The sequence below is a fragment of the Brevundimonas sp. D3-1P genome (assembly GCF_055809335.1).
This window is the reverse complement of record NZ_CM147908.1, coordinates 1,145,466-1,171,532: the sequence shown is the minus strand read 5'-3', so window position 1 is coordinate 1,171,532 and position 26,067 is coordinate 1,145,466. Positions and strand designations below refer to the sequence as shown.

Sequence of the window (26,067 nt, the reverse complement as noted above, 5' to 3'; positions counted from 1 at the left end):
CTTGGGTGAAGTCGGCGCCTGAGCTAAGTCCGCCGCATGAGGAGCATCGCATGAACCCCACCCTTTACGGCATTCCCAACTGCGACACGGTCAAGAAGGCGCGGGTCTGGCTGGAGCAGCATGGGATCGACCATGTCTTCCACGACTACAAGAAGGCCGGGGCGGATGCGGGCCGGCTGGGCCAGTGGGTCGACGAACATGGGTGGGAGACGGTGCTGAACCGCGCCGGGACCACGTTCAGGAAACTGCCGGACGCCGACAAGGCCGGAATCGACAAGGCCAAGGCCGTCGCCCTGATGCTGGCCCAGCCGTCGATGATCAAACGGCCGGTGCTGGACCTGGGCGACAGGCGGCTGGTCGGGTTCAAGCCCGAGCTTTACGAGGCCGCGTTCAGATAAGCCGCAGCGTCGCGGCGACGCCGAAGTGATCGGACGGATATTCGCCGTTCGTGGGCGTGTCGCCGAACAGATGAGCAGCGACAGGCGCGAAGGCCGATCGCTCGGCGAAGATGTGGTCGATGACGCGGTTCGGGTGGCCCTTGGCCGGGTTCAGGGTGGTGGCGACCGAACCACGCGGCAGGACGCTGAAGAAACGCGGGCCGGTGAGGACAGACAGGCCGGAATCGTCCTGGGCGGCGTTGAAGTCGCCCAAAATCACCAGGGGCGCGCCGTCGTTCGGCAGCCAGTCCAGCAGGGACGCGATCTGGCGCGCCCGCACCGAGCCGGCGTCGTCCTGCCAGGCCAGATGGGTGACGACCACATCGACGGGGCGACCCTGGACCGTCACGCGAAGACGCAGGGCGGTTCGATAGTCGTCCAGCGGCTGAAGCCGGGTCGAGGCCTCGGTCAGAACGGGCAGGCGGGTGAGAAGGGCGTTGCCGTAACGGCGAGGCGCGCCCTCGGGGTCGGTGGAGACGAAGGCGACGCGATAACCGCCCAGCTCGCGCGCCAGCATGGCCGCCTGATTTTCCAACCCGACGGCGGAGTCCTGCAACACCTCCTGTAGGGCGATGACGTCGGCGTCCTGAGCCTTCAGCGCCGCGACCAGCAACGGACGGCGCGCCGCCCAGTCGCCCTGATCGTGCCAGATGTTGAAGGTGACGAGCTTGAGTTCGACTGCCGGACGGATTGGCGGGACCGCGGCGCAGGCCGCGAGCGGCGTCAGCGCCACGGCGCCCAGCAGGCTGCGGCGCGCCATCATATGGGGATCAGTCCTCGACCTCGGTGCTGGGCCGGTCGTGGCCGTCGGCGCTTTCCGTGACCCACTGGCCGTTCGCAGTCTCGTATTCGATGGCGGCGGTCTGGTCGGGCACCTTCTGCTCGCGGGCCGCGCGGACGGCGGCGGCCTTGGCGGCGTCGTGGCTGGCGAAGGTTTCTGAATAGGTGCCGCCGAACTGGTAAGCCCAGCCGCCGTCGTGTTCGACGATGCGATAGGTGACATGAGCCATGCGGCGCTCCTTTGCAGATGACCCGGACGTTAGACCGAACCGACCGCGAGGCAAACCATGCGGCGAGCGTCACCTTACGAAGATTTCACGTCCTCCGGCGCATCCGTGCTCGCGTCCCGCAGCCTCTTGTCGTCAGAAGGCCGCCGCATCAGGCTGCTGCAACCGATCAAGAAAGACCGCGTCATGGATCTGACCCCCATCATCATCGTCTTCATCGTCTTCGCCTCGATCGTCAGCGTGATCGTGGGCCCGTCCTTCCTGAAGAATCGCGAGCGGCGCGAGATGCAGCTGACGGTCCGCCATGCGGTGGACAACGGCCAGACCCTGCCGCCCGAACTGATCGACGCCATGACCAAGGACGTGGAGAAGGGGCTGCCCTCTCGCACCAAGGACATCCGCAAGGGCGTGCTGAGCCTTGCGGCCGGCGTGGGCGTCGGCGGCTTCGCCCTGGTGGTGCAGAGCGCGACGCGCGACTGGGGCAATGGAGAAAGCGCGCTGTTGGGCGTCGCCTGCATCCCCGCAGCCATCGGAATCGCCTTTATCGTCCTGGGCTTCTTCAACCCGAACAAGGCCTGACGTTCACCTGAAGGGGGAAACGTCATGAGCAAATCCTTGCGCGATTTCCACGACGTCGAGCTGGCGGCCCAGGCGGCCGCCGGCGGACGGCGGGAGTATGGCGAACTGGTCCGCCGGCACGGCTCGGCGGTGCGGGGCCTGTTGCGCCGCATGGGGGCCGCGCCGTCCCTGGCCGACGACGTGGCCCAGGACGCCTTCCTGCAGGGCTTCCAGCGATGTTCGGAGTTTCGCGGGCAGGGGACGTTTGCGGGCTGGATCAAGAAGATCGCCGCGCGCCTGTATCTGAAACGAGTGGCCAAGGAAGCCCGCTATGTGGCCGAGGCCGAGGCCGAACGGGCGGATGTCGGGATCGACCACGGCGGCCTGATGGATCTGGACGAGGCGCTGAAGACCCTGAGCGAGAGCGAGCGTGTCTGCGTGTCCCTGTGCCACGGCGCGGGGATGTCCCATCCCGAAATCGCTGCGGCCATGAATTTGCCGCTCGGCACGGTGAAGTCCCATGTCAAACGTGGTCTGGATAAACTCCGCGCGCGGCTGTCGCCTGCGCACGGCTCAGGCGGGAGGTCGGTCCATGTCGGCTGACGAATTCGATCCGGCGATCGAACGGCTGTTCGCGCAGACGCCGCGACTGGCCGACGAGGCGCTGTTCCTGGCCACGCTCCAGGCCAGGCTGGAGAAACGCTCGCGCTGGCGCGCCCTGACCCTGACGGCGGCCGGACTGGTCGGCGGGGGCCTGGCGGTGCGCGAGGGCGTGAACTTCAACTTCACGGCCGAGGGCGACACCACCCTGTCGCAGGCGGCGCACGCGGCGGCGATGACGGCGCAGGGGGCGGCCCGGACCGGGCTGCAAGCCCTGGGTTTCGGCGATCTGGGCCTGGGCGGTCTGGACCTGATCGGCGGTTCGGGGGTGCTGACCTTCTGGATCGCCGCCGGGGCCGTGATCGCCCTGTTGGCGGCGGGCATGATGAAGCTGTCGCAGGACGTGTGAGGTGACACCGGGCGGACGCGGGCCTATCTGACGCCCTTACGCTAGGGAGGCCCCAAGATGTCCGTTCACGTTCAGGAGACCGTCAAACGCTTCTCCGTGCCCGATATCGCGGGGCGCAAGGGGGGCGAGCCGATCGTCTGCCTGACCGCCTATGACGCGCCGATGGCGGCGCTGCTGGACCCGCATTGCGACGTGCTGCTGGTCGGCGACAGCCTGGGAATGGCCGTCCACGGCCTACCCAATACGGTCGGCGTGACCTTGGAGATGATGATCCTGCACGGCCAGGCGGTGATGCGGGGCGCTCGACGCGCCCTGGTGGTCGTGGACATGCCGTTCGGCTCCTACGAAGGCGGCAAGGAGACGGCCTACGCCAACTGCGTGCGGGTGATGAAGGAAACCGGCGCCCAGGCGGTGAAGCTGGAGACCAGCGTCGAACTGGCCGAGATCGTCGCCTTTCTGGTCCGGCGCGGCATCCCGGTCATGGGTCATGTCGGCCTGCGTCCCCAGGCGATCCTGGCCGAGGGCGGGTTCAAGGCCAAGGGACGGACCGACGGCGAGCGCGACCGGGTGCTGGCCGAGGCCCGCGCCACGGCGGAGGCCGGCGCCTTCTGCATCGTGATCGAGGGCGTCGCCGAATCGTTGGCGCGCGAGATCACCGAGACGCTGGATGTCCCGACCATCGGCATTGGGGCCTCGGCTGCCTGCGACGGCCAGGTGCTGGTGGTCAACGACATGCTGGGGATGTTCGACTGGACGCCCCGGTTCGTACGCAAATACGCCGATCTGCGCAGCGAGATCGACCGGGCCGCCGCCGCGTTCGCCGCCGATGTGAAAACCCGCCGTTTTCCTGCCGAAGTCGAGACCTACTTCTCGAAAAAGCCGGCGTCGCAGTAACGGACGACGTTGCGGCCCATGCGCCGACCTTCTAGGGTCCGCGCCGGTTTGCATTCGAGATTTTGGGGCGACGTTTCAGTGGTTGATGTCTTCGAGCAGGTCGAGGAGGAGCTTCGCTCCGAGAAGTTGAAGCGCCTCGCCCGCACCTGGCTGCCGGTCGCCGGCGTCGTGCTGGCGGTCGCCCTGATCGGCGCCTTGGGCTGGTGGGGCTGGGACAGCCTGAACTCCAGCAAGGCCGCCAAGGCCGCCGAAGCCTATGATCGCGGCATGGAGGCCTTGCGCGCCGACAAGCCGATGGACGCCCGCGCCGCCTTCGAGGAGGCGGTCAAGGAGGGCAACGGCGCCTATAAGACCTTGGCCCTGCAGCAGCAGGCCGGCCTGGCCGTCAGCGCCAACAAATTCCCCGAGGCGGTGCGCCTGTTCGACGAGGCGTCCAAGGCGTCCAGCGATCCGATCCTGTCCGATCCGCCCGCGCTGAAGGCCGCGTTCCTGATCATGGACACCGCGTCGCTGGCCGATATCGAGAAGCGGCTGGAGCCGCTGGCGGAGGACAAGCGCCCGCTGCACGCCTTCGCCCAGGAAGCCCTGGCCCTGGCCCGCCTGCAACACGGCAAGACCAAGGAGGCGCGCGAGGTCTTCGTCCAGTTGCAACTGGGCCAGGACGTGCCGGATTCGATCCGTCAGCGGGCTCAGATCGCCGTGGAAAGCATCGACGCCGGAACCGTCGGCGCGCTGAAGCCCATCATCGACGCCGCCGCCAAGGCCACGCCGCCCGCCGCCGGCGCCGCCAACGCACCGACTCCCTCTGCGGCTTCCGCGGCCCCTGCGGCCGCGTCCGCCCAACAGTGACGACCCCTTTTAGGACGCCCCAGATGAACCGAGTTCTGAAAGTCGCGCTGATCTGCGGCGTCGCCGCGACCATGGCGTCGTGCGGCACCGTGCGCCGCAACCTGCCCTTCGGTCTGGGCGGCAAGGAAGACGCCAAGGCGACGGCCTCGGCCGGCGACCGGATTTCGGTGCTGGAATTCGATCAGCAGCTGGCGCCGTCGGCCGCCCTGTCCGGCCGCGACTTTTTCCTGCCCGGCCCGCAGGCCGTCACCGCCTGGACCCAGCCCGGCGGCACGGCCGAGAACCTGGTCGAACACGTCATCGCCGCTCCCGAGTTCCAGATCGCCTGGAAGCGCGGCGTCGGCTCCGGCTCGGCGCGCGTCGGCAACGTCATGGCGCCCATCGTGGCGGCGGACGGCAAGGTTTTCGTGCTGGACGGCGAATCGACCGTCTCGGCGGTGTCGGCCGACACCGGCGCGGTGCTGTGGAAGGTCAATGTCAAGAACACGGATCGCGACCGCAACGGCGGGTTCGGCGGCGGGGTGGCCGTCGGCGCGGGCAAGGTCTTCGTCTCGTCGGGCTATCGCTCCATGTCGGCGCTGGACGCCAACACCGGCGCGGTGATCTGGACCCAGCAGGTGGACGCCCCGATCCACGGCGCCCCGACCGTTTCTGGAAACCGTGTCTTCGTCGTCGACGTGGACAGCCAGTTGTTCGCCTTCGACGCCGCCACCGGCGCCCAGGACTGGACCTATCGCGGCATCGCCGAGCCGGCGCGGGTGATGCGCGCCTCAAGCCCGGCGGTCAGCGGCACCACGGTCGTCGCCCCCTTCGCCTCGGGCCAACTGGTCGCGCTGAGCACTCTGAACGGCCAGGCGGTGTGGGAAGAGACCCTGTCGCGCACCAGCCGCACCAGCGCCCTGTCCGAGGTCCGCGACGTGGCGGGCCGCCCCGTCATCAGCCGGGGCATGGTCTATGGCGTCAGCCATTCCGGCGTCATGTCGGCCCTGGACCTGCGCTCGGGCCAGCCCAAGTGGCAATTGCCGGTGACGGGCGTCAACGCGCCCCTGCCGGTCGGGGACGCGGTGTTCGTGGTTTCCAAGGCGGGCCAGTTGATCACCGTCAACCGCGACACTGGCCAGATCTACTGGACGCGCGAGCTGAACGAGGGCCGCGAACGCCGCGAGGGCGGCTTCCTGACCTTCGGCCGCCGCACCATCCGTCCGCAATGGTCGGGGCCGCTCCTGGCCTCCAATCGCCTGGTGATGGTCAATTCGTTCGGCGAGGCCGTGGCGTTCGATCCCAAGACCGGCGCCGCCCAGGCCACGCTGAAGCTGGGCGCCCCCGCCTATATCGCCCCGACCGCCTACAACGGCGCCCTCTATGTGCTGACCGATAACGGCCAACTGATCTGCATCCGCTGATTTTCAGCCCGAACTAAGCTAGAAGGCCGACATGGCTCTGAAGGTCGCCATCGTCGGCCGCCCCAATGTGGGCAAATCGACACTGTTCAACCGCCTCGTCGGCAAGCGCCTGGCGCTCGTCGACGATCGCCCCGGCGTGACCCGCGACCGGCGATACGCCGACGGCAACATCGGCGACATGGACCTGACGCTGATCGACACGGCGGGCTACGAGGACGTCGCCGACGACAGCCTGGAAGCCCGGATGCGCGAGCAGACCGAGGCCGCGCTGGACGACGCCGAACTGGTCATGTTCATGATGGACGCCCGCGAGGGCGTGACGTCGCTGGACCGGATCTTCGCCGAGCGCCTGCGCCGGGTGCACAAGCCGATCATCCTCTTGGCCAACAAGTCCGAGAGCCGCGAGAGCGGCGGCGGCGTCGGCGAGGCGCACGCCCTGGGCTTTGGCGAACCCGTCGCCATCTCGGCCGAGCACGGCGAAGGGATGGCCGATCTATACGCCGCCATCGTAAACGCCTCGCAGGACATCTTCGTCGAGGAGATCGACGAGCCGGACAAGCCGATCCGCATCGCCGTCATCGGTCGGCCGAACGCCGGCAAGTCCACCCTGATCAATCGCCTGATCGGCGACGACCGGCTGTTGACCGGGCCGGAAGCGGGCATCACCCGCGATTCCATCTCGGTCGACTGGTCGTTCGAAGGCAAGAACATCCGTCTGGTCGACACGGCCGGGATGCGCCGCAAGGCGCGGGTGCAGGAGAAGCTGGAGAAGTTGTCGGTCGCCGACACCATCCGGGCCATCACCTTCGCCGAGGTGGTCATCCTGATGATGGACAAGGACGACGCCTTCGACACCCAGGACCTGCAACTGGCCGACCTGGTCGAGCGGGAAGGGCGGGCGCTGGTCTATGTCGCGTCCAAATGGGACCTGGAGGAAGAGCCCCAGTCCCGCATGGCCAAGCTGAAGGCCATGGCCGAGGACAAGCTGCCGCAGTTGAAGGGTTCGCCCTTTGTCGCCCTGTCGTCGCACAGCGGCCGGGGCGTCGAACGGCTGATGCCCGCCGTGCTCCAGGCCTATGACACCTGGTCGGTCAAGGTGAAGACCAAGGACCTGAACACCTGGCTGTCGATGGCGACCCAGCGGCACCCGCCCCCCGCCGTTGACGGCAAGCGGATCAAGCCGAAATACATCGCCCAGACCAAGGCGCGGCCGCCGACCTTCGTGCTGATGGCCAACCGGGCCGAGGCGATGCCAGAGCACTACAAACGCTATCTGGTCAATTCGATCCGCGAGAGCTTCGACCTGCCCGGCACGCCGATCCGGCTGAACGTCAAGTCCAGCGGGAACAACCCCTATGCCGAGGGCGGCGCAAAGTCGGGGCCGGAACGGTTCAAAGGCGCGGCCAAGACCGCCCCCCGCCGCGTGCAGAAGGCGGAAAAGGAGGAGGCCCTGTCCCGCCTGCCCGGCAAGGCGTTGGAGCAGAAGAAGGCGCGCAAGGCGCAACCCAAGATGCTGGGCGGCCTGAAGGCCAGCGCGTCGAAAAAGGCGGGTTCGTCCGTGGCGGTCCAGAAGGGCGCCCGCGGCGGCGCCCGCCAGGTCTCGCGCTCGGGCCGCGTCCGCACCGGCCAGAAGGGCGGCGTCAAGCGTTGAGGGTCGCGCGCTGATCCCATGAGCGAAGCGTCCACCGTCCTGCCCGACCGGCCGACCGCGCGCTGGCTGATCCTGGACAAGCGGGGGCGGGTGCTGCTGTTTCGCTTTGTCTATGCCCAGGGGCCACTGACGGGGACCGCCTTCTGGGCCACGCCCGGCGGGGGCTGCGAACCGGGCGAAACCTATGAGGACGCCGCCCGGCGTGAACTGTTCGAAGAGACAGGGCTGAGCGTCGCCGATCCGGGGCCGCAGGTGGCGCGCGTCCGTGTGCGCTTTCGCCTTCCGGACGGGCGAATGGCCAATGTGGACCAGCGCTTCTTCCTGCTGCGCACCCGGGATTTCGACCTGTCGCCCGAGGGCTGGACCGAGGAAGAGCAAAGGGTGCTGGTCGAACACCAATGGTGGGATGTCGCCGACATCCGGGCGTCGAATGAAACGATCTGGCCCACGGAACTGGCCGAGATGCTGGAGGGTATCAGCTAGGAGTCGTTCAGATCAGCGCGTCGGGCGTCGGACCGGCCCGCCAGTCGCGGAACCTGACGCTCAGGGGCGGCTGAACGTCGGCGCGGGCCAGGTCCAGGATCAGGGGAGCGATCTCGGAGGGATGGGGCAGGGCGGACGGGTCTTCGCCGGGATAGGCCTGGGCCCGCATGGCGGTGCGCATCCGGCCGGGATCGACGATGCTGACGCGGATCGGGGTGCTCTCGACCTCGTCGGCCCAGGCCTTCATGAGAGCCTCGGCGCCGGCCTTGGTCGCCGCATACATGCCCCAGAAGGCGCGGGGCGCGGTCGCCACGCTGGTCGTCAGATGGATGGCCCGCCCAGCGTCCGAGGCGCGAAGCAGCGGCTCCAGCGAGCGGATCAGGCGATAGACGGCGGTGAAGTTGGTCTTTTCGACCTTGGCGAACTCGCGCGGGTCGGCGTGGGCGACCGGCGTCAGGCCCGACGGCCCCATGGTCGCCGCCGCGTGAACCCAGATGTCCAGCCGCTTGAACCGCTCGAAGATCGCCCCGCCCAGCCGGTCGATGCCGCCGCCGTCCACCAGGTCGAAGGGAACCAGGGTCGCATGGCGGCCGGTGGCGGCGAAGATGGCGTCGTCCAGTTCCTCCAGTCTGCCCTGCGTCCGCGCCGTGGCGATGACGTGCGCCCCGGCCTTGGCCAGCGCCAGGGCGCTCTCGTAGCCAATGCCGCGCGAGGCGCCGACGACAAGGGCGATACGGTCGTTCAGTGGAAGTTCGGACATGGCCGCTGATAGCGCGGCCCGCCCCTTCAAGCCAAGAGCCGGGACCTAGGCGCTGACCAGCAGGGACAGTTGCCTGGCGCCGAACTCGCGGCCGCCTTCCTCGATCTCGCGATCCAGCAGGCGGGTAGGATAGTCGCCGGTGAAATAGTGGTCGGTGAACTGAGGGTTGGCGTTGTCGCGGCCGGTTTCGCCCATGGCGCGGTAAAGGCCGTCGATGGACAGGAAGCCCAGGGAATCGACCTCCAGCAACTCGCGCATCTCATCCAGGGTCTTGTTGGCGGCCAGCAACTGGGCGCGCTCGGGCATGTCGATGCCGTAGAAGTCGGGATAGAGAATCTGCGGGCTGGCCGAGCGCAGATGGACTTCCGTGGCGCCGGCGGCGCGCACGGCGCGGACCAGCTTCACCGAGGTCGTGCCGCGCACGATGGAATCGTCGATCAGCACGACTCGCTTGCCCGCCAGGGCCGATCTATTGGGGCTGTGCTTCATCCGAACGCCCTTCTGGCGGGCGCCCTGGCTGGGCTGGATGAAGGTGCGCCCCAGATAGTGGCTGCGGATGATGCCCATTTCGTAGGGAATGCCGCTTTCCTGCGCGTAGCCCAGGGCGGCGGGGACGCCAGAATCGGGCACCGGCACGACGATGTCGGCCTCGACCCCCAGTTCGCGGGCCAGGCCCCGGCCCATCTCCTTGCGCACCTCATAGACCGAGCGGCCGTTCACGACCGAGTCCGGGCGTGAGAAATAGACGTACTCGAACAGGCAGGGGCGGGCGGCGCGGGCGGGGAAGGGCTTGATCGATTCCAGGCCGTTCTCGTCGATGACCACGACCTCGCCGTGTTCGACGTCGCGCACGAAGGTCGCGCCGATCATGTCCAGCGCGCAGGTCTCGGACGCCAGCACCCAGGCCTCGCCGATCTGGCCCAGCACCAGGGGACGGATGCCCAGCGGGTCGCGCGCGCCGATCATCTTGTGGCGGGTCTGGGCGACCAGGGCGTAGCCGCCCTCGATCCGCGCCAAGGCGTCGATGAAGCGGTCGACGATCTTGGCCTTGCGGCTGCGGGCGATCAGATGAAGGATGACTTCGGAATCCGAGGTGGACTGGAAGATGGCCCCTTCGCCGACCAACTGGCTGTGCAGGAATTTGAAGTTGGTCAGATTGCCGTTGTGGGCGATGGCGATGCCGCCCTGGTCCAGGTCGGCGAACATCGGCTGGATATTGCGCAGGAAGCTGCCGCCGGCGGTGGAGTAGCGGGTGTGGCCGACGGCCGCCCGCCCCGGCATCCGCTTCATCAGGTCGGCGCCGCCGAAGGCCTCGCCCACCAAGCCCTGGTGCCGTTCGGTGTAGAAGCGCTCGTTCTTGATGCTGGCGATGCCGCAGGCTTCCTGGCCGCGATGCTGCAAGGCGTGCAGGCCCAAGGCGACGACGGCGGAGCCCTCGTCCTCTTCCGCGCCCCAGACGCCGCAAACGCCGCACTCCAGCCGGAGTTGATCGTCCTCCGGCTCGCGCCAGTGTTCGCGGTGAACGACGGGATCGGCGATTTGGTGGCGCATCGTGGGCTCCGATGACCTGGGGAAACTTAAGGGGCGGCTTCGCGGCGCGAGTTAGGCTCTGATTGCGTCGGGGGCAAGGCTTCGCCGTCGGAAAACCCCCTGCGTACGGATGAATCGACAACGGGCGCGATGGCGTCGGCGCCCCGACCGATGCTGGGCAGGACGATCTGGATCGTTCGCGCACCCAGTGCGCTGACCGGATAGAGGGCGGCGCCGGAGAGCCAGCGCGGCGTACGCTCGCCCGGGAGGGCGGCGACGACGACCAGGTGCACCGCCCCGATCAGGATCAGGGCGCGCAAGCCCCCGATCACGAAACCGAAGACCCGGTTCGCCACCCCCAGATGCGGATGGTCCCTGGCCCCCTTAGACAGCATTCCCCCGATCAAGCGCAGGCCGAAATAGATCACGAAGAAGGTCAGGACGGCGGCCAGGATCGACCCGGCCCATTCGGGATCGACCAAGGCGCGGGCGAACCCTGCGGTCCAGGGCAGGGCGATCAGGGCGACCAGGGCGGCCAAGATTGCGCTGAGCAGGGTGATGATCTCGCGCACCCCGCCCCGCACCCAGCCGGCGGCGACGGAGAACAGAATCACCACGATGGCGAAGACGTCGTATCCGGTCACGTGGGCCTTGCTCTCCAATGCGCCTCGCCAACCCCTTGGCCCGTCATCCTTAGGCTAGGCCCCGGATCCATGCGCCGGCCGCCGCCGGCGAGCCCCGTCCTCGACGGAGTCTATGGATCCTCGCCACAAGGGCGAGGATGACGAACTGAGATGAAGGCGCGACCGTCGATCCCCTAATAGCGGTTCTGCGAGATTCGTTCGACCACATCCGTCAGGCGGGCGGCGGATGTGACCTTGACCCCCTTAGTTTTGGCTTGAAGCGCGGGGCCCAACACCTGGTCGAAGCCCAGCTTCTGCGCCTCGCGCAGCCGGGCTTCGGCGCGACCGACGCTGCGGACCTCCCCCGACAGGCCGATCTCGCCGAAGACGACGCAGCCCTGGGGCAGGGACGTGTCCAGGGCCGAACTGATCAGGGCCGCCGCCGCCGCCAGGTCCGCCGCAGGCTCGACGATGCGCAGGCCGCCGGCGACGTTCAGATAGACGTCCTTGTCCCCGAAACCCAGGCCGCAACGCGCCTCCAGCACCGCCAGCAGCATGGCCAGGCGGCCCGAGTCCCATCCCACCACGGCCCGGCGCGGCGTGCCATAGGCGGACGGTGCGACCAGGGCCTGCATCTCGACCAGCACCGGCCGCGATCCTTCGATCCCGGCGAAGACGGCGGCGCCCGGCGCCCGCTCCTTGCCCTCGCCCAGGAAGAGGGCCGACGGATTGGCCACTTCGCGCAGGCCGCTGTCGCCCATTTCGAACACGCCGATCTCGTCGGTGGCGCCGAAGCGGTTCTTGCCGGCCCGCAGAATGCGGAACGGATAGCCGCGCTCGCCCTCGAAGGTCATGACGGCGTCGACCAGGTGTTCGACCACGCGCGGGCCGGCGACCTGGCCGTCCTTGGTGACGTGGCCGACCAGGACGATGGCAGGGCCGTCGTTCTTGGCCAGGCGCACCAGTTCGCCGGCGCACGCCCGGACCTGGGTGATGGAGCCGGGGCCGCTGTCGTGCACGTCGGACCACAGGGTCTGGACCGAATCGACGATGACGATGTCGAACCGTTCGCGCTTCAGCGTGCCCAGGATTTCGCGCAAGGCCGTCGCCGCCGCCAGTTCGACCGGCGCTTCGGCCAGACCCATGCGCTTGGCCCGGGCGCGTATCTGCTCGACTGCCTCTTCGCCTGAGATATAGGCCACGCGGGCGCCGCCCAGGGCCGCCTTGGCCGCCACCTCCAGCAAGAGGGTGGACTTGCCCACGCCCGGATCGCCGCTGAGCAGGATGGCCGAGCCCGGCACGACCCCGCCGCCGCAGACCCGGTCGAACTCGGCCACTCCCGTGGCGATGCGCAGCGGTTCGGGCGCGTCAGACTGGAGGGTTTCGAACTGGATTCCGCGCGAGCGCGCCGAGGCGGCGGACGGTTTGATGGCGCCGGGCGGGGCCGACCGGCTTTCCTCGCTCAGGGTGTTCCACTGGCCGCAGGCGCCGCATTGGCCCGACCATTTGCCGTGAACCGCGCCGCAGGATTGACAGACATAGAGGGCGGAATCGCGAGCCATAGGCTTCCTTAGCAGGTCGGGGCCGGCGTCGCTTGCGCCATCGCCACGACAAAACCGGACGTATGCGCAACCTTTGCAATAGTCAGGTATTGAGAACCTGTCGCACACCCTTGCTTTTCAAATGCCGGGGACGCCGATACCCTGTTTGCTCGAATCCCAGAGGCGCCCCATGACCGATCCGACGTCCCCCTCGCAACCCGCCGTCGATCCGGCCCTGACCGCGCGGGTCAAGGGCATATTGCTGCAACCCGTCTCGGAATGGCGGATGATCGACGGCGAGTTCGCCACGATCAAGACCCTGTTCACCCGCTACGCGATGATCCTGGCCGCCATCGGTCCGGTGGCGACCCTGATCGGCAGCGTGGCGTTCGGTCATGCGTCGATCGTCAGCGCCCTGGTGCTGGCCATCGTCTCCTACGGCCTGAACCTGGCGGGGGTGTATCTGCTGGGCCTGATCATCAACGCCCTGGCTTCCAGCTTCGGTTCGACGCCGAATCCGGTGCAGGCGATGAAGCTGGCGGTGTACGCCTCGACCGCGTCCTGGATCGCGGGGGTGTTCAACCTGATCCCGGCCCTGGGCGCCTTGACCATCATCGGGGGCGTCTACAGCCTGGTGCTGCTGTTCCTGGGCCTGCCGATCCTGATGAAGACGCCCGAGGACAAGAAGATCGTCTATTATGTCGTCGTCCTGATCGCCGGCGTGGTTCTGGCCATGATCATGATGGCGGTCCTGGGGGCCATCGCCGTCAGTTTCGTGGCGTCCACCGCCGGGATCGCGGCCCTGGGACGCGGTTACTGAGAATAGGCGCGCGGCACGCGCGGCGTGATCGAGGTCAGCAACTCGTAGCTGATGGTCCCGGCCGCCGCCGCCGCATCGTCCAGCAGGCGGTTCGGACCGAACAGTTCGACCGGATCGCCCAAGGCGACGTCCAGGCCGGTGATCTCCACCGCGCAGACGTCCATCGACACCCGGCCCAGCAAGGGGCGCGTCTCGCCGGCGATCCAGACCGCGCCCGCCGGCGAATAGGCCCGCAGCACGCCGTCGGCGTAGCCGGCCGCCACCGTGGCGACCCGGATCGGGCGGTCGGCGACATAGCCCTGGGAATAGCCGACGCTTTCCCCCGCCGGCACGTCGCGCACCTGCAGCACGCGGGCGGTCAGGGTGGCGACAGGCGCGATCCGCGTATCGGGCCGGCCTTCGGGTCCGCCCCCGTACAGGCAGACGCCCGGCCGCACGGCGTCGAAGGCGAAGTCCGGCCCCAGGAAACAACCGCTGGAGTTGGCGAAGGACCGGATCGCGCCCGGATAGCGGCCGACCACGCCCGCGAACAGGTCGCGCTGGCGCCGGTTCATCGGATTGGCCGGATCGTCGGCGCAGGCCAGGTGGGTCAGGACCAGGGCCAGTCCATCGAAGGTCTCGGGCGCGTCCTCGGGCCGGAAGCCCAGCCGGTTCATGCCGGTGTCGATCTGAAGACCGCAGGCGCCGCCGCCTGCCGCCGCCCAGTCCTGCATCTGCGCCGGATGGTTCAGCACGGGCCGCACATCCGCCGCCTTCAACGCGCCCGCTTCGCCCGCTCGGCAGCCGTCGAGCACATAGATCACCGGCCCGCCCGCGGATTGCGGCCCCAAGGCGTCCCTCAAACGCAAGCCCTCGGTCACACGCGCCACGAAGAAGGTCCTGGCCCCCTCGGCCATCAGCCGCGTCGCCACGACCTGCGCCCCCAGGCCATAGCCGTCCGCCTTGACCACCGGATGCACCGGCAGGCCGCTGACCTGGCCCAGGGTGCGATAGTTGCGGGCCACGGCGTCCAGATCGACGGACAGGACGGCGGGGGCGGCGGTCGGATCGGTCATGACGCCCTTATGCGCCAACGCCGCGCCGATGGAAGAGGCTACTCGTAGCTGACTTCCTCATACCCATGCGCCAGGTTGCCGAAGCGGACGGTGTCGGCGTCGAAGGCCAGTTTGACGATGCCGATGGGGCCGTGGCGCTGCTTGCCGATGACCACCTCGGCCTGACCCTGAAGCCGGTCCATGTCCTGCTGCCATTGCAGGTGTTCCTCGGTGCCCTCGCGCGGCTCGGCCCGGCCCAGATAGTAGCTTTCCCGATAGACGAACATCACGCAGTCGGCGTCCTGTTCGATCGAGCCGGATTCGCGCAGGTCGGACAGTTGCGGCCGTTTGTCCTCGCGCTGTTCGACCTGACGCGACAACTGCGACAGGGCGATGATCGGCACCGACAGCTCCTTGGCCAGGGCCTTCAGTCCGCCGGTGATCTCCGACACCTCCTGCACGCGGTTCTTCTGGCTATTCCCGTCGCCGGTCGTCACCAGTTGCAGATAGTCGACGATGATCAGGTCCAGCCCGTGCTCCATCCGCTTCAACCGGCGTGCGCGGGCCGCTAGCTTGGAGATGGACAGGCCGCCGGTGGCGTCGATGTAGAGGGGGCTTTCGCCGATCTCGACCGCCGCGTCGCGCAGCTTGCCGAAGTCCGAGGCGTCGATCTCGCCCTTGCGCAGCTTGTCCGACGACACGCCGGACGCATCGGCCAGGATACGCATGGCCAGCTGTTCGGCGCTCATTTCCAGCGAATAGAAGGCGACGACCCCGCCGTTGACGGTCTTGCGCCCCTCCGGCGTCGGCTCCCACTGATAGGCGCGGGCCACGTTGAACGCCATGTTGGTGGCCAGGGCGGTCTTGCCCATCGACGGACGGCCCGCCAGGATCAGAAGGTCGGACGGGTGCAGGCCGCCCAGCTTCCGGTCCAGATCGTGAAGGCCAGTGGCCAGACCCGCCAGCTTGCCGTCGCGCTGATAGGCCTCGGCCGCCATCTGCACGGCGCCGGACAGGGCGTGGGAGAAGCTGACGAAGCCGGACGAGGGCTTGCCCGTCTCGGCCAGCGAATACAGGGTCTGTTCGGCCTGTTCGATCTGCTCGTCGGCGGGCGTCTCGGGATTGGGCGCCTCCTTGATGATCTCGCCGCCGATGCGGATCAGATCGCGACGCAGGGCCAGGTCATAGACGACGCGGGCATAGTCGGGGGCGTTGGCGGCGGGCGGGGCGCGGTCCACCAGATCGGCCAGATAGCGCAGGCCGCCGAACTCCTGAAAGGCCGGGTCCTGCTTGAACCGCTCCATCAGAATGGTCGGCTCGGCCAGCATCCCCTGACGGATATGGTCCTCGATGGCGTCGTAGAGCCGCTGGTGAAAGGGCTCGTAGAAGTGCGAGCCGCGCAGCCGGTCGCTGAGCCGCTCGAACACGGCGTTGTCGAACATCAGCGACCCCAGCAGGGCCTGTTCCGCCTCCAGGTTATGGGGCATCGAACTGACGCCGCTGGAATCCATCGGCGAGGACGAGAAGGGCAGGGGGGCGAAGGCGTTCATCGGCTTAACGTTTAGCCCTCGCACGCGCCTGCGTCAGACCAGGACGCCCCCTGGCCGGTGGACAGATTGACCGGCTTTGGGGACGAACCGGAATTGTCGAATGACGACAGTCCCGCACCCGCGGCCACCGAAAAAGGGCGCCCCGAAGAGCGCCCTTTCCGTCATTATGAAAAGATCAGAAGCTGTAGCTGAGCCGTCCATAGAAGAACCGGCCGTTGAAGCCGTAGGGGGAGTAGCTGGGATAGCCGACCGACCCCGTCGCGCCATTGACGGTGGTTGGCGTGGCGGTGGGATATTCGTCAGTCAAATTGTTCACGCCGATGGCCGCGGTGATGCCGATGGGCAGGGTGTAGCGGCCTTCCAGGTCGATCAGGAATGCGTCGCCGGTCTCATAGTCCAGGGTGGAGTTGTTGTTGGCCACCAGGACGCTGTCGTAACTGGTGCCGCGCAGGGTGGCGCCGAAGGCGTTCTGCGACCAATCGATGCTGGCGACGATCTTCTTCTCGGGCGTGCCCTGCTCGAACGACAGTTTCGAGGAGCGGTCGAACAGGAAGGAATTCGACGGCGCAATGGCCAGGTTGCTGGGCACCGGCGGCGTCTTGGTGACTTCCGTGGTGTTGAAGTTGCCGGCCAGGGTGAAATCGAACCGACCGAAGTCCTGCTGGGTGCGATAGCGAGCCACCACGTCGACGCCGCTGGTAGTGGTGTCGACGCCGTTTAGGAAGAAGCGGGCGCCGGTCACGCCATAAGGCGCCAGCAGGGCCTGGATCGCGGCGGTGGACTGGGCCGTCTGGCTGGGCCGCGAGACGCCGAGGGTTTCCGAATAGATGATCCGGTCCTGCACATCGATGCGATAGGTGTCGACCGTCAGTTCGAAGCCTTCGTGTCGGAAGACCGCGCCTAGCGAATAGTTGGTCGAGGTTTCAGGCTCCAGTGGCTTGGCTCCCAGGGCGATAGCGATGGGATCATCGACTCGATAGCTGCCGTTCTGTTGCAGGCTGACGCCGCTGCCGGTGGCGACCAGATTGGTGGCCACATAGCTGAAATACTGCTGTTGCAGGGCGGGGGACTTGAAGCCGGTGGAAATGGCGCCGCGGATGGCGAAGGCGGGCGTGAAGTCGTAACGGCCCGAGATCTTGCCGGTGAACTGATCTCCGAAGTCCGAATAGTCCTCGTAACGCCCGGCTAGGCCGACGCTGAACTGTTCGGAGAATTTGCCCTCAAGATCAATGTAGGCGCTGATGTTGTGGCGATCCACATCGACGGCGTTTGTCGGTGCGAAACCGGGGAAGCCCTGAGATCCCGATCCGCCTGCGGTCACTGGCCCCTTGTTATAGGAGGCGGGCTCGCCCTCGGACACGCTGAAGTCTTCCCGGCGGTATTCGACACCGATCGCTACGTTCAGCGGTTCATACAGGTTGACTTCGATCTGCTTGACCGCGTCCACGCCGATGGTCAGTTGGCCATAACCCAGCGAACCGGCGTCGAATTCGGTCTGGGAGGCCGCGCCGTAGGAGGCGTTCAGGCTGTTGATGACGCGATAATCCAGTTCATTGCGACCATAGCCGACCGACAGGTCCCAGTCGAAGCCCAGCGCAGGCCCTTTGACTCCGCCGTAGATGTTGTAGTCGGTGATATCGGCGGCGATGATCGGCAGGAAGCCGTTCGGATAGATGGCGACGACATTGTTGGAGTTGTTGAAGGCGCGCGCAGTGGCCGCAGCCTCGGACTTGCGGCTCTGATAGCCGCTGAAGGCATAGGCCTGCCATTCGCCGCCGATCGGCTTGCCGGCGTTTAGATAGCCGGAATAGGCCTCGGTGTAGGGGTCGCCGAAGCGCCCGATGACCGTGTTGGAACTGCCATTGCTGACGGCGCTCGGGGCGGCGTAGTCCGAGCGATTAGTGGGCTGACGTTTCTGTATTTCCCCGGACAGGGTCAGGAAGCCGTCGCCGAACAGAGGCAAGCCGATCCAGCCCGCCAGCGAGGTCTGTTCGCCATCGCGACGGCTATGTTCGCCACGAGCAGTGGTGAAATCGGTGTCGTAGATGCCGTAGTTGGCGGTGACGCCGCCGCCACCGGAAGCTTCGCGCAGGCGAAGGTTGATGACCCCGGCGATGGCGTCGGCGCCATATTGCGCCGAGGCGCCGTCGCGCAGCACTTCGACCGAGCCCAGGGTCACTGAAGGAATGGTGTTCAGGTCGAACGCCGTCGAACCGCGCCCCAGGGCGCCGTTGACGTTGAGCAGGGCGCCGATATGGCCGCGCTGTCCGTTGATCAGGACCAAGGTCTGGTCGGGCGCAAGACCCCGCAAAGTGGCGGGACGCACATGGTCCGAACCATCGGAAATGGCGGGACGAGGAAAGTTGATCGACGGCGCCGTGGCGGCCAGCGCGGCGGCCAATTCCGTGCCGGTTCCATTGCGGGTCAGAGTCTCGCCCGAAATCACGTCGACGGGCGCCACGCTGTCCAGTCGGCTGCGGCCGGCGGTGCGGGTTCCGGTGACGACGATTTCCCCGACTTCGGTAGCGTCGTCAGATGCGGGCGTGGCTTGCTGGGCGAAGGCTTGCGGCGCCGCCATAAGCGCGCTGGTGGAGGCGAAGGCCAGCAGGAAGGCGCGGCCGGAAAACAGCGTCATGATAATCCCCAAACGTCAGCGGCCTTTGTTCTGGGGCATCGACCGGCCACGGAGACGCCGCCCCCGGCCGGCGGCTGCCGCGCAATGAAATCGTCGCGGAACAGACAGATCACGGCCTTGCTTGAGGGTGTTCACCGCGTATGGCCATGGTCAAGACAGACTTTTGCGCAATAGCCGCAAGCGGCCCACACAGAGTCGCGGGCGTTGCAAACTTGTCATAGTCATTCGATGGGGCCGCCGGTGGGCAGACACGTGCGGGGGTCGTTTACAACAAAAAAGGGCGCGTCCCATGCGGAACGCGCCCTAGATGTTTCTGCGATCCGGTCGGATCAGGCTTCGTCGCCGAAGCCTTCCTGTTGACCGGCGCCGCCTTCGATCAGTTCCTGGGCCGATTGCTCGGCGGCCTGGCGCTCGTCGTCGAACTGGCTGCGGATCACGTCCTCGCCCTTGGCTTGGCGCTCGGCCTCGTCCATCGAGCGGGCGATGTTGATCTTGACCGTGGCGCGGACCTCGGCGTGCAGGCGGACCGGCACTTCGTGGACGCCCAGGCTCTTGATCGCCGTGTTCAGGACGACCTGCGAGCGCTCGACCTTGCCGCCTTCGGCCTGGATGGCCTCGGCGACGTCGCGACCGGCGACCGAACCGTACAGGTGTCCGGTTTCACCGGCCTGACGGATCATGACGTAGGTCTGGCCGTCGATCTTGTCGGCGACCTTCTGGGCGTCGGCCTTGTTCTTCTCGTTGCGCTGCTCGATGGCGGCGCGGTCGAGTTCGAACGCCTTCAGGTTGGCGGCGGTGGCCCGGCGGGCCTTGTCGCGCGGCAGAAGGAAGTTGCGGGCGAAGCCGTCCTTGACGGACACGACGTCGCCGATGGCGCCGAGATTCTCGACGCGTTCCAGCAGAACGACCTTCATCTTACTTCACCACATACGGCAGGAGGGCCAGATAGCGGGCGCGCTTGATGGCTTTGGCCAGTTCGCGCTGCTTCTTCTGGGAGACGGCGGTGATGCGCGAAGGCACGATCTTGCCGCGTTCGGAGACGTAACGCTGGAGCAGCTTGACGTCCTTGTAGTCGATCTTCGGCGCATTGGCGCCCGAGAACGGGCAGACCTTGCGGCGACGATAGAAGGGGCGGCGGCCAGCCGAGCCGGAGCCGGCCGGGGCGCCCGGGGTGGGGGCAGTCGTATCGGTCATGTTCCGGTCTCCTTATTCGGCGTCGGCGGCGGCGTCGTCGCGCGGGGTGCGTTCGCGCTCGCGCTCGCGTTCACGCTCGCGGCGGGCCAGCAGCGGCGACAGTTCCAGGTCGAGTTCCTCGACGCGGACAGTCAGCCAGCGCAGCACGTCCTCGTTGATCGACAGCTGACGCTCGACTTCGGCCATGGCGGCCGGAGGGGCGTCGACGGCCAGCAGCGAATAGTGAGCCTTGCGGTTCTTCTTCACGCGGTACGTCAGGTTGCGCAGACCCCAGTACTCGATCTTGGCGACGGAGCCGCCGCCTTGCACGATCAGGTCCTTGATGGTGTCGTTCAGCGCTTCGGCCTGTTGCGCCGAGATGTCCTGGCGCGTCATGACCGTGTGCTCGTAAAGAGCCATGCGGTAGTCTCCCTTGTGGGCGTCGGCGCGGAAACGACCGGGTAAGTCGGTCTCCACGATGGCTCCTGACGCGGCGGCCGGACCGAACGTCCAACCCTTTGGTGTTCCGCGACAGGACCGAAGCCCTGGAAAGCGGGCGCGTATAGGGGAAAAGGACGCATCAGGCAAGGACGCTGGGCGCTTGTGGCGTTTCTCGCGCCCGCCTAAACCAGCGGCATGCCGAAGCTGACGTCAGCGGTCGATCCGCAAAGCGAAAAATACAAGTCCCTGCACGCGCGCAACAGCGCCCTGGTCGCCGAGTTGCGCGATCATGTGGCCAAGGCCGCGCGCGGCGGGTCGGACAAGGCGCGCGAACGCCATGTGGCGCGGGGCAAGCTGTTGCCGCGTGACCGGGTCGAGCGCCTGCTGGACCTCGGCTCGCCCTTTCTGGAGATCGGCCAACTGGCGGCGCACGGGATGTACGACGGCGAGGCCCCGGCGGCGGGCGTCATCGCCGGCATCGGCCGGGTGTCGGGCCGCGAGGTGATGATCGTCGCCAACGACCCCACGGTGAAGGGCGGCGCCTATTTTCCGATGACGGTGAAGAAGCACCTGCGCGCCCAGGAGATCGCCGAGCAGAACCGCCTGCCGTGCGTCTATCTGGTCGACTCGGGCGGGGCCAACCTGCCGCACCAGGCCGAGGTGTTTCCCGACCGCGACCATTTCGGCCGCATATTCTTCAACCAGGCCCGGATGAGCGCCAAGGGCATCGCCCAGATCGCCTGCGTCATGGGCCTGTCCACCGCCGGCGGCGCCTATGTGCCGGCCATGTCGGACGAGACGATCATCGTCAGGAACCAGGGCGCCATCTTCCTGGCCGGTCCGCCCCTGGTGAAGGCCGCGACGGGCGAGGTCATATCGGCCGAGGAGTTGGGCGGGGCCGAGACCCACGGCCGTCGCTCGGGCGTGGTCGACCATGTGGCCGAGAACGACGAGCATGCGCTGGAGATCGTACGGTCCATCGTCGCCAATCTGAACACGACCAAGACCGTCGAGATGGATGTGCGCGAGCCGCGCGCCCCAGCCTTCGACCCCGAGGAACTGTACGGGCTGATCCCCGAAGACGTGCGCGCGCCCTATGACGTGCGCGAGGTGATCGCCCGGCTGGTGGACGGCTCGGACTTCGACGAGTTCAAGACGCTGTACGGCTCGACCCTGGTGTGCGGTTTCGCGCGCATCTGGGGTTATCCGGTGGCCATCCTGGCCAACAACGGCGTGATCTTCTCGGAGAGCGCCCAGAAGGGCGCGCACTTCATCGAACTGGCCTGCAAGCGCAAAATCCCGTTGCTGTTCCTTCAGAACATCTCGGGCTTCATGGTCGGCGGCAAATACGAGGCGGGCGGCATCGCCAAGGACGGCGCCAAGCTGGTCACCGCGGTCGCCTCGGCCGAGGTTCCCAAGTTCACCGTCCTGATCGGCGGCAGTTTCGGCGCCGGCAATTACGGCATGTGCGGCCGGGCCTATTCGCCGCGCTTCCTGTTCACCTGGCCCAACAGCCGGATCGGCGTCATGGGCGGGGAACAGGCGGCCAGCGTCCTGGCCACGGTCCACCGCGACGCCGAGACCTGGTCGCCCGAGGACGCCGAGGCCTTCAAGGCGCCGATCCGCCAGAAATACGAGGACGAGGGCAATCCCTATTACGCCACCGCCCGCCTGTGGGACGACGGCGTCATCGACCCGGCCCAGACGCGCGACGTCCTGGGCCTGGCGATCAGCGCCAGCCTGAACGCCCCGATCCCGGAGACCACCTTCGGCCTGTTCAGGATGTAAGGTCGGTTCAGAAAGCCGTTCGTTTCACCAAATCCCCCTCGTGCTTTGATCCTTCGAAGGAACCCCCGATGACCGATAAACCGACCGAAGCCGACCTGAACGCCCTGGACGTAACCGACGCCGAGGCGGCCGAGATCAACAGCATCGCCCAGCCGTTGGTGCCGGACGCTGCGCCGGATGCGAACGATGACCTGGTGCAGATCGATTCGACCGCCGACGGGGTCGTCTTCGTCACTATCAACCGGCCGGAGAAGAAGAACGCCTTCGACGCCGCGACCATCGCCGCCCTGCACGAGGCGTTCGAGACGCTGCATGGCGCGGACCGTGTGCGGGCGGTCTTCATCCGCGGGGCGGGCGGCGCCTTCAGCGCCGGAGCCGACCTGAACTGGATGCGCGACGCGGCCGGCTGGTCCGAGAGCGACAATCGCGACGACGCCTTGGGCCTGGCGCGGATGCTGAAGGCGCTGCATGACGTGCCGGCGCTCACTGTGGCGGTGGTCGAGGGCAATGCGGTGGGCGGCGGGGCCGGCATCGTCGCCGCCTGCGACATGGCCGTAGCGGTCGAGGGCGCGCGCTTCGCCTTCTCCGAAGTCAAGCTGGGCCTGATCCCGGCGACCATCGCCCCCTATGTGATCGAGGCCGTCGGGGCCCGGCGCGCCCGCCAGCTTTTTCTGACCGGCAACGCCTTCGACGCCGACTACGCCGCCCACGCCGGGCTGATCGACCTGGTGCTGCCCGAAGGGTCGGTGGACGAGTTCATCGGCATGCTGAGCGACAGCCTGACCGGCAATGCGCCGGGCGCGATGGGCGACGCCAAACGCCTGGTCAACGACATCGCCTACCACAAGATCGACACCGGCCTGCTGGACGAAACCGCCAAACGCATCGCCCGCGCGCGGGTCTCGGAGGAGGGACGCGAGGGCGTCGCCGCCTTCCTGGAAAAGCGCAAGGCAAGCTGGACGGTCTGAACGGGGCCAGTTCAACAGATTGAAGGGCGTCATTCCGGGGCGTCCGAAGGACGAACCCGGAACCCAGGGGGCTTTCACCAGCGCATGACGAGGTCGGCGTCTGGACCGCCTCCTGGCTTCCGGGTTCCTCGCTGCGCTCAGCCCCGGAATGACGGGTGAATTCGTTCAGGCGTAGTTGAAGCTGATCGAGATGCGGTCGGCCTTGGCCTGGTTGGTCGGCACCTCGTGCCGCAGCCAGCTTTCCCACATCAGGACCGTGCCTGCCTGGGGCCGCAGATAGACGAAGGGGCGTTCGGCCTCGGTCGCGTCTTCCGTCACGCCGGGCCGGGCCATCATGAAGGGCAGGCGCGGATCCTCCAGCTTCAGCGACGAGGCGCCGTCCGGCACGTCGATATAGACCGTGCCCGACAGGAAGGCGTGGGGGTGGATATGGCCGGTGTGGCCGCCGCCGGGCTTCAGGATATTGACCCACAGATTGTCCAGCCGCGGCTTTCTGGCCAGGTCGAAGTTCAGCGCGCGGGCGTAGGCGACGGCGTGACGATCCAGATGGCGCTTCAGCTCCGCAAACTCGGGGAACCGCTGCGGCAGGTCGTTCAGCGAGGCGTAGGAGGTGTAGCCGCGATAGGCGTTGTCGCGGCACCAGCGGCGGCCGGCCGCATCCTCCTCGGCCATCATTCGGACGACGTCGATCAGCTGTTCGTTGAACGCGGCCCAGCCCCGTCCCTCGGAGAGGGAGGCTTCGTAGACCTGGGTGACAAAGAGAGGGCGCAGAGACATCGGTTCGGCTTAACGCCTGGAGAGGCGCCTGAGAAGGGTCGTGGGAGCGCTCGCCACCCGCGCACGATCCGGCTAATAACCCATCATGTTCAAGTCCGTCCTTGTCGCCAATCGCGGCGAAATCGCCTGCCGCGTCTTCCGCACCGCCAAGCGGATGGGATTGCGCACCATCGCCGTCTATTCCGAGGCCGACGCCGGGGCCCTGCATGTACGCGAGGCCGACGAGGCGGTGCTGATCGGCCCGGCGGCGGCGCGCGAGAGCTATCTGGACGCCACGAAGGTCCTGGCGGCGGCCAAGGCGACCGGCGCCGAAGCGATCCACCCCGGATACGGCTTCCTGTCCGAGAACGCCGACTTCGCCGAGGCCGTCGCGGCGGCGGGCCTGATCTGGATCGGGCCTGACCCGTCGTCGATCCGGGCCATGGGTCTGAAGGACGCGGCCAAACAGCTGATGATCGAGGCCGGGGTGCCCGTCACGCCCGGCTATCAGGGCGCGGACCAGTCGGAGGCGACCCTGACGGCGGAAGCGGCGCGGATCGGCTATCCGGTGCTGATCAAGGCGGTCGCGGGCGGCGGCGGCAAGGGGATGAAGCGGGTCGACGATCCGGCCGATTTCGCCGCCGGTCTGGCCAGCGCCAAGCGGGAAGGGGCTGCGGCCTTCGGCGACGATCGGGTTCTGATCGAACGCTACATAACCCGCCCGCGCCACATCGAGGTTCAGGTGTTCGGGGACAGGCACGGAAACGTCGTCCATCTGTATGAGCGCGACTGTTCGCTGCAACGCCGACACCAGAAGGTGATCGAGGAGGCGCCGGCGCCGGGCATGAGCGAGGCCGTGCGCGCCGCCGTGACCGGGGCCGCGATCAAGGCGGCCCGGGCGGTGAACTATGTCGGGGCCGGAACCATCGAGTTCATCGCCGACGCCTCGGACGGGCTGAAGGCGGACGGCGTCTGGTTCATGGAGATGAACACCCGACTGCAGGTCGAGCATCCCGTGACCGAGAGCGTGACCGGCGTCGATCTGGTCGAATGGCAGTTCCGCGTCGCGGCGGGCGAGCCGATCCCCCTGAAGCAGGATGAGGTTCAGCTGAACGGCTGGGCCATGGAGGCGCGGCTGTATGCCGAGGATCCGGCGAACGGCTTCCTGCCGTCGATCGGCCGGCTGGAGCATTTCGTCATGCCAGACGACATCCGTGTCGACACGGGCGTGGAGCAGGGCGGTGAGGTCAGCCAGTTCTACGACCCGATGATCGCCAAGCTGATCGTGCACGAAGACACGCGCGAGGCGGCGGCGGCGCGCCTGGCCGAAGCGGCCGGGGAGGTCGAGGTCTGGCCGGTCAAGGCCAACGCCGGCTTCCTGAAACGCTGCCTTGAGCACCCGCGCTTCGTCGCCGGCGACGTGGATACGGGCTTTATCGCGGCCGAGGAGGCGGCGCTGCGACCCCGGCCGTCCGACGAGGCGACGCTGGCGGCGCTTACTCTGATCGCGGAGGCTACGACGGAGGCGGCGGAAGCTCCGTCGGATCGTTTCAGCCCCTGGGGCGGACAGCCGGGCCTGTCCTATGGTGTGCGCCTGAACGGACCGCCGCAGACGACGGTGTGGGCCCATGTCGATGGTCAGGGCGTCTCGGCCGCCGTGACGCCGATCGAAACGGGTTGGCTCGGCGGATCGGGCGAACGGGCCCATGCCGGTTTCGACCAGGTGCAGGCCGGGGACCGGGTGTTCGGCTATCAGACCGTCGACGACGGCTTCGTTGTGTTCGTCGATGGCGAGGCGCGTCGTGTCGCGCCCTATCGCGCCGCTGTCGGATCGGGCGCCGCCGCCGCTTCGGACGGCTCGCTGCGCGCGCCCATGCCGGGCAAGATCGTCGCTGCGCCGGTCAAGGCCGGCGACGCCGTGACCAAGGGCCAGCCGGTCGTGGTGCTGGAAGCCATGAAGATGGAACACGCCCTGACGGCCCCATTCGACGGATTGGTCGAGAGCGTGGCGGGCCTGGGCGATCAGGTGGTCGAGGCCGCCGTGCTGGCGGTGGTCAGGGCGCGCTAAAGCCCCACGGGGCGTCGGCGTCTTTCAGATCGGGGGCCGCCACATAGCTCTGGCGACCCGGACGCCTGTGCTCGGGTCGAGCAGGCACA

26 protein-coding genes are annotated in these 26,067 nt (G+C 67.6%); 13 read left to right on the top strand and 13 right to left on the bottom strand.

The window, feature by feature from the left end; translation table 11 throughout:
* Window positions 1-50: 50 nt before the first annotated feature.
* Window positions 51-398: an ArsC family reductase gene (locus AC0L6G_RS06045; protein WP_293825800.1), complete on the top strand. Its 348-nt coding sequence runs from the start codon at window positions 51-53 to the stop codon at window positions 396-398.
* On the opposite strand, the gene AC0L6G_RS06040 is transcribed toward AC0L6G_RS06045, so the two are convergent.
* A complete protein-coding gene (locus tag AC0L6G_RS06040; protein WP_473252985.1) occupies window positions 391-1,197 on the bottom strand; it encodes an endonuclease/exonuclease/phosphatase family protein in 807 nt (268 codons plus the stop codon). The genes AC0L6G_RS06045 and AC0L6G_RS06040 overlap by 8 nt on opposite strands.
* A gap of 10 nt (window positions 1,198-1,207) precedes the next feature.
* Window positions 1,208-1,447, bottom strand: coding sequence for a hypothetical protein (locus AC0L6G_RS06035; RefSeq protein WP_293825804.1), 240 nt, complete (start codon window positions 1,445-1,447; stop codon window positions 1,208-1,210).
* Window positions 1,448-1,630: 183 nt separating this feature from the next.
* Here AC0L6G_RS06035 and AC0L6G_RS06030 point away from each other — a divergent pair, with 183 nt between their 5' ends.
* From AC0L6G_RS06030 to AC0L6G_RS05995, 8 genes are all read left to right on the top strand, one after another.
* Window positions 1,631-2,023 (top strand): DUF6249 domain-containing protein, encoded by a 393-nt coding sequence (locus tag AC0L6G_RS06030; RefSeq protein WP_293825806.1) that lies wholly within the window; start codon window positions 1,631-1,633, stop codon window positions 2,021-2,023.
* Between the two features lie 24 nt (window positions 2,024-2,047).
* Window positions 2,048-2,605, top strand: a complete 558-nt coding sequence (locus AC0L6G_RS06025) for an RNA polymerase sigma factor (RefSeq protein WP_291536013.1) — start codon at window positions 2,048-2,050, stop codon at window positions 2,603-2,605.
* Complete coding sequence (locus AC0L6G_RS06020; protein ID WP_291536015.1) at window positions 2,595-3,011, top strand: hypothetical protein; 417 nt, start codon at window positions 2,595-2,597, stop codon at window positions 3,009-3,011. Before AC0L6G_RS06025 ends, AC0L6G_RS06020 begins: the two co-directional genes overlap by 11 nt.
* A gap of 57 nt (window positions 3,012-3,068) precedes the next feature.
* Window positions 3,069-3,905, top strand: a complete 837-nt coding sequence (gene panB, locus AC0L6G_RS06015; RefSeq protein WP_291536016.1) for a 3-methyl-2-oxobutanoate hydroxymethyltransferase — start codon at window positions 3,069-3,071, stop codon at window positions 3,903-3,905.
* Window positions 3,906-3,983: 78 nt separating this feature from the next.
* Entirely contained in the window at window positions 3,984-4,754 is a 771-nt protein-coding gene (locus tag AC0L6G_RS06010; protein WP_473252984.1) for a tetratricopeptide repeat protein, read from the top strand.
* A 23-nt stretch (window positions 4,755-4,777) separates the two neighbouring features.
* Complete coding sequence (locus AC0L6G_RS06005; RefSeq protein ID WP_473252983.1) at window positions 4,778-6,157, top strand: PQQ-binding-like beta-propeller repeat protein; 1,380 nt, start codon at window positions 4,778-4,780, stop codon at window positions 6,155-6,157.
* 31 nt (window positions 6,158-6,188) lie between these two features.
* Window positions 6,189-7,808, top strand: a complete 1,620-nt coding sequence (gene der, locus AC0L6G_RS06000) for a ribosome biogenesis GTPase Der (RefSeq protein ID WP_473252982.1) — start codon at window positions 6,189-6,191, stop codon at window positions 7,806-7,808.
* A gap of 18 nt (window positions 7,809-7,826) precedes the next feature.
* Window positions 7,827-8,291, top strand: coding sequence for an NUDIX hydrolase (locus AC0L6G_RS05995; RefSeq protein WP_473252981.1), 465 nt, complete (start codon window positions 7,827-7,829; stop codon window positions 8,289-8,291).
* 7 nt (window positions 8,292-8,298) lie between these two features.
* Here AC0L6G_RS05995 and AC0L6G_RS05990 read toward each other — a convergent pair whose 3' ends face one another.
* The 4 genes from AC0L6G_RS05990 to radA form a co-directional block, all read right to left on the bottom strand.
* Window positions 8,299-9,051: an SDR family NAD(P)-dependent oxidoreductase gene (locus tag AC0L6G_RS05990; RefSeq protein WP_293825814.1), complete on the bottom strand. Its 753-nt coding sequence runs from the start codon at window positions 9,049-9,051 to the stop codon at window positions 8,299-8,301.
* Between the two features lie 45 nt (window positions 9,052-9,096).
* The gene (gene purF / locus AC0L6G_RS05985) at window positions 9,097-10,602 is read right to left on the bottom strand and encodes an amidophosphoribosyltransferase (protein WP_473252980.1); all 1,506 of its coding nucleotides are present in this window, start codon (window positions 10,600-10,602) and stop codon (window positions 9,097-9,099) included.
* Window positions 10,603-10,628: 26 nt separating this feature from the next.
* Window positions 10,629-11,225, bottom strand: coding sequence for a CvpA family protein (locus AC0L6G_RS05980; RefSeq protein WP_473252979.1), 597 nt, complete (start codon window positions 11,223-11,225; stop codon window positions 10,629-10,631).
* A gap of 173 nt (window positions 11,226-11,398) precedes the next feature.
* A complete protein-coding gene (radA, locus tag AC0L6G_RS05975) occupies window positions 11,399-12,766 on the bottom strand; it encodes a DNA repair protein RadA (RefSeq protein WP_293825818.1) in 1,368 nt (455 codons plus the stop codon).
* 169 nt (window positions 12,767-12,935) lie between these two features.
* Between radA and AC0L6G_RS05970 the strand changes: the two genes are divergently transcribed.
* Window positions 12,936-13,565 carry a Yip1 family protein gene (locus AC0L6G_RS05970; protein ID WP_293825819.1) on the top strand — a complete coding sequence of 210 codons (630 nt, stop codon included), beginning with the start codon at window positions 12,936-12,938 and terminating at the stop codon, window positions 13,563-13,565.
* On the opposite strand, the gene alr is transcribed toward AC0L6G_RS05970, so the two are convergent.
* The 6 genes from alr to rpsF form a co-directional block, all read right to left on the bottom strand.
* A complete protein-coding gene (alr, locus tag AC0L6G_RS05965) occupies window positions 13,559-14,620 on the bottom strand; it encodes an alanine racemase (RefSeq protein WP_293825821.1) in 1,062 nt (353 codons plus the stop codon). The two genes, AC0L6G_RS05970 and alr, sit on opposite strands and share 7 nt — an antisense overlap.
* Window positions 14,621-14,658: 38 nt before the next feature.
* On the bottom strand, window positions 14,659-16,149 hold the full coding sequence (locus tag AC0L6G_RS05960; protein WP_293825822.1) for a replicative DNA helicase: 1,491 nt from the start codon (window positions 16,147-16,149) through the stop codon (window positions 14,659-14,661).
* Between the two features lie 175 nt (window positions 16,150-16,324).
* Complete coding sequence (locus tag AC0L6G_RS05955) at window positions 16,325-18,784, bottom strand: TonB-dependent receptor plug domain-containing protein (protein ID WP_293825824.1); 2,460 nt, start codon at window positions 18,782-18,784, stop codon at window positions 16,325-16,327.
* 329 nt (window positions 18,785-19,113) lie between these two features.
* A complete protein-coding gene (gene rplI / locus AC0L6G_RS05950) occupies window positions 19,114-19,698 on the bottom strand; it encodes a 50S ribosomal protein L9 (protein WP_055754943.1) in 585 nt (194 codons plus the stop codon).
* 1 nt (window position 19,699) lies between these two features.
* A complete protein-coding gene (rpsR, locus tag AC0L6G_RS05945) occupies window positions 19,700-19,978 on the bottom strand; it encodes a 30S ribosomal protein S18 (protein WP_054766014.1) in 279 nt (92 codons plus the stop codon).
* A 12-nt stretch (window positions 19,979-19,990) separates the two neighbouring features.
* A complete protein-coding gene (rpsF, locus tag AC0L6G_RS05940) occupies window positions 19,991-20,377 on the bottom strand; it encodes a 30S ribosomal protein S6 (RefSeq protein ID WP_291536056.1) in 387 nt (128 codons plus the stop codon).
* A 216-nt stretch (window positions 20,378-20,593) separates the two neighbouring features.
* On the opposite strand from rpsF, the gene AC0L6G_RS05935 reads away from it, so the two are divergent.
* Window positions 20,594-22,186 (top strand): carboxyl transferase domain-containing protein, encoded by a 1,593-nt coding sequence (locus AC0L6G_RS05935; protein WP_293825833.1) that lies wholly within the window; start codon window positions 20,594-20,596, stop codon window positions 22,184-22,186.
* Between the two features lie 68 nt (window positions 22,187-22,254).
* Complete coding sequence (locus AC0L6G_RS05930) at window positions 22,255-23,154, top strand: enoyl-CoA hydratase-related protein (protein WP_293825835.1); 900 nt, start codon at window positions 22,255-22,257, stop codon at window positions 23,152-23,154.
* A gap of 165 nt (window positions 23,155-23,319) precedes the next feature.
* Here the strand turns inward: AC0L6G_RS05930 and AC0L6G_RS05925 are convergent, their stop codons facing one another.
* Window positions 23,320-23,931, bottom strand: coding sequence for a TIGR02466 family protein (locus AC0L6G_RS05925; protein WP_293825837.1), 612 nt, complete (start codon window positions 23,929-23,931; stop codon window positions 23,320-23,322).
* Between the two features lie 85 nt (window positions 23,932-24,016).
* On the opposite strand from AC0L6G_RS05925, the gene AC0L6G_RS05920 reads away from it, so the two are divergent.
* Window positions 24,017-25,978, top strand: coding sequence for an acetyl/propionyl/methylcrotonyl-CoA carboxylase subunit alpha (locus tag AC0L6G_RS05920; protein ID WP_293825839.1), 1,962 nt, complete (start codon window positions 24,017-24,019; stop codon window positions 25,976-25,978).
* Window positions 25,979-26,067 lie beyond the last annotated feature (89 nt).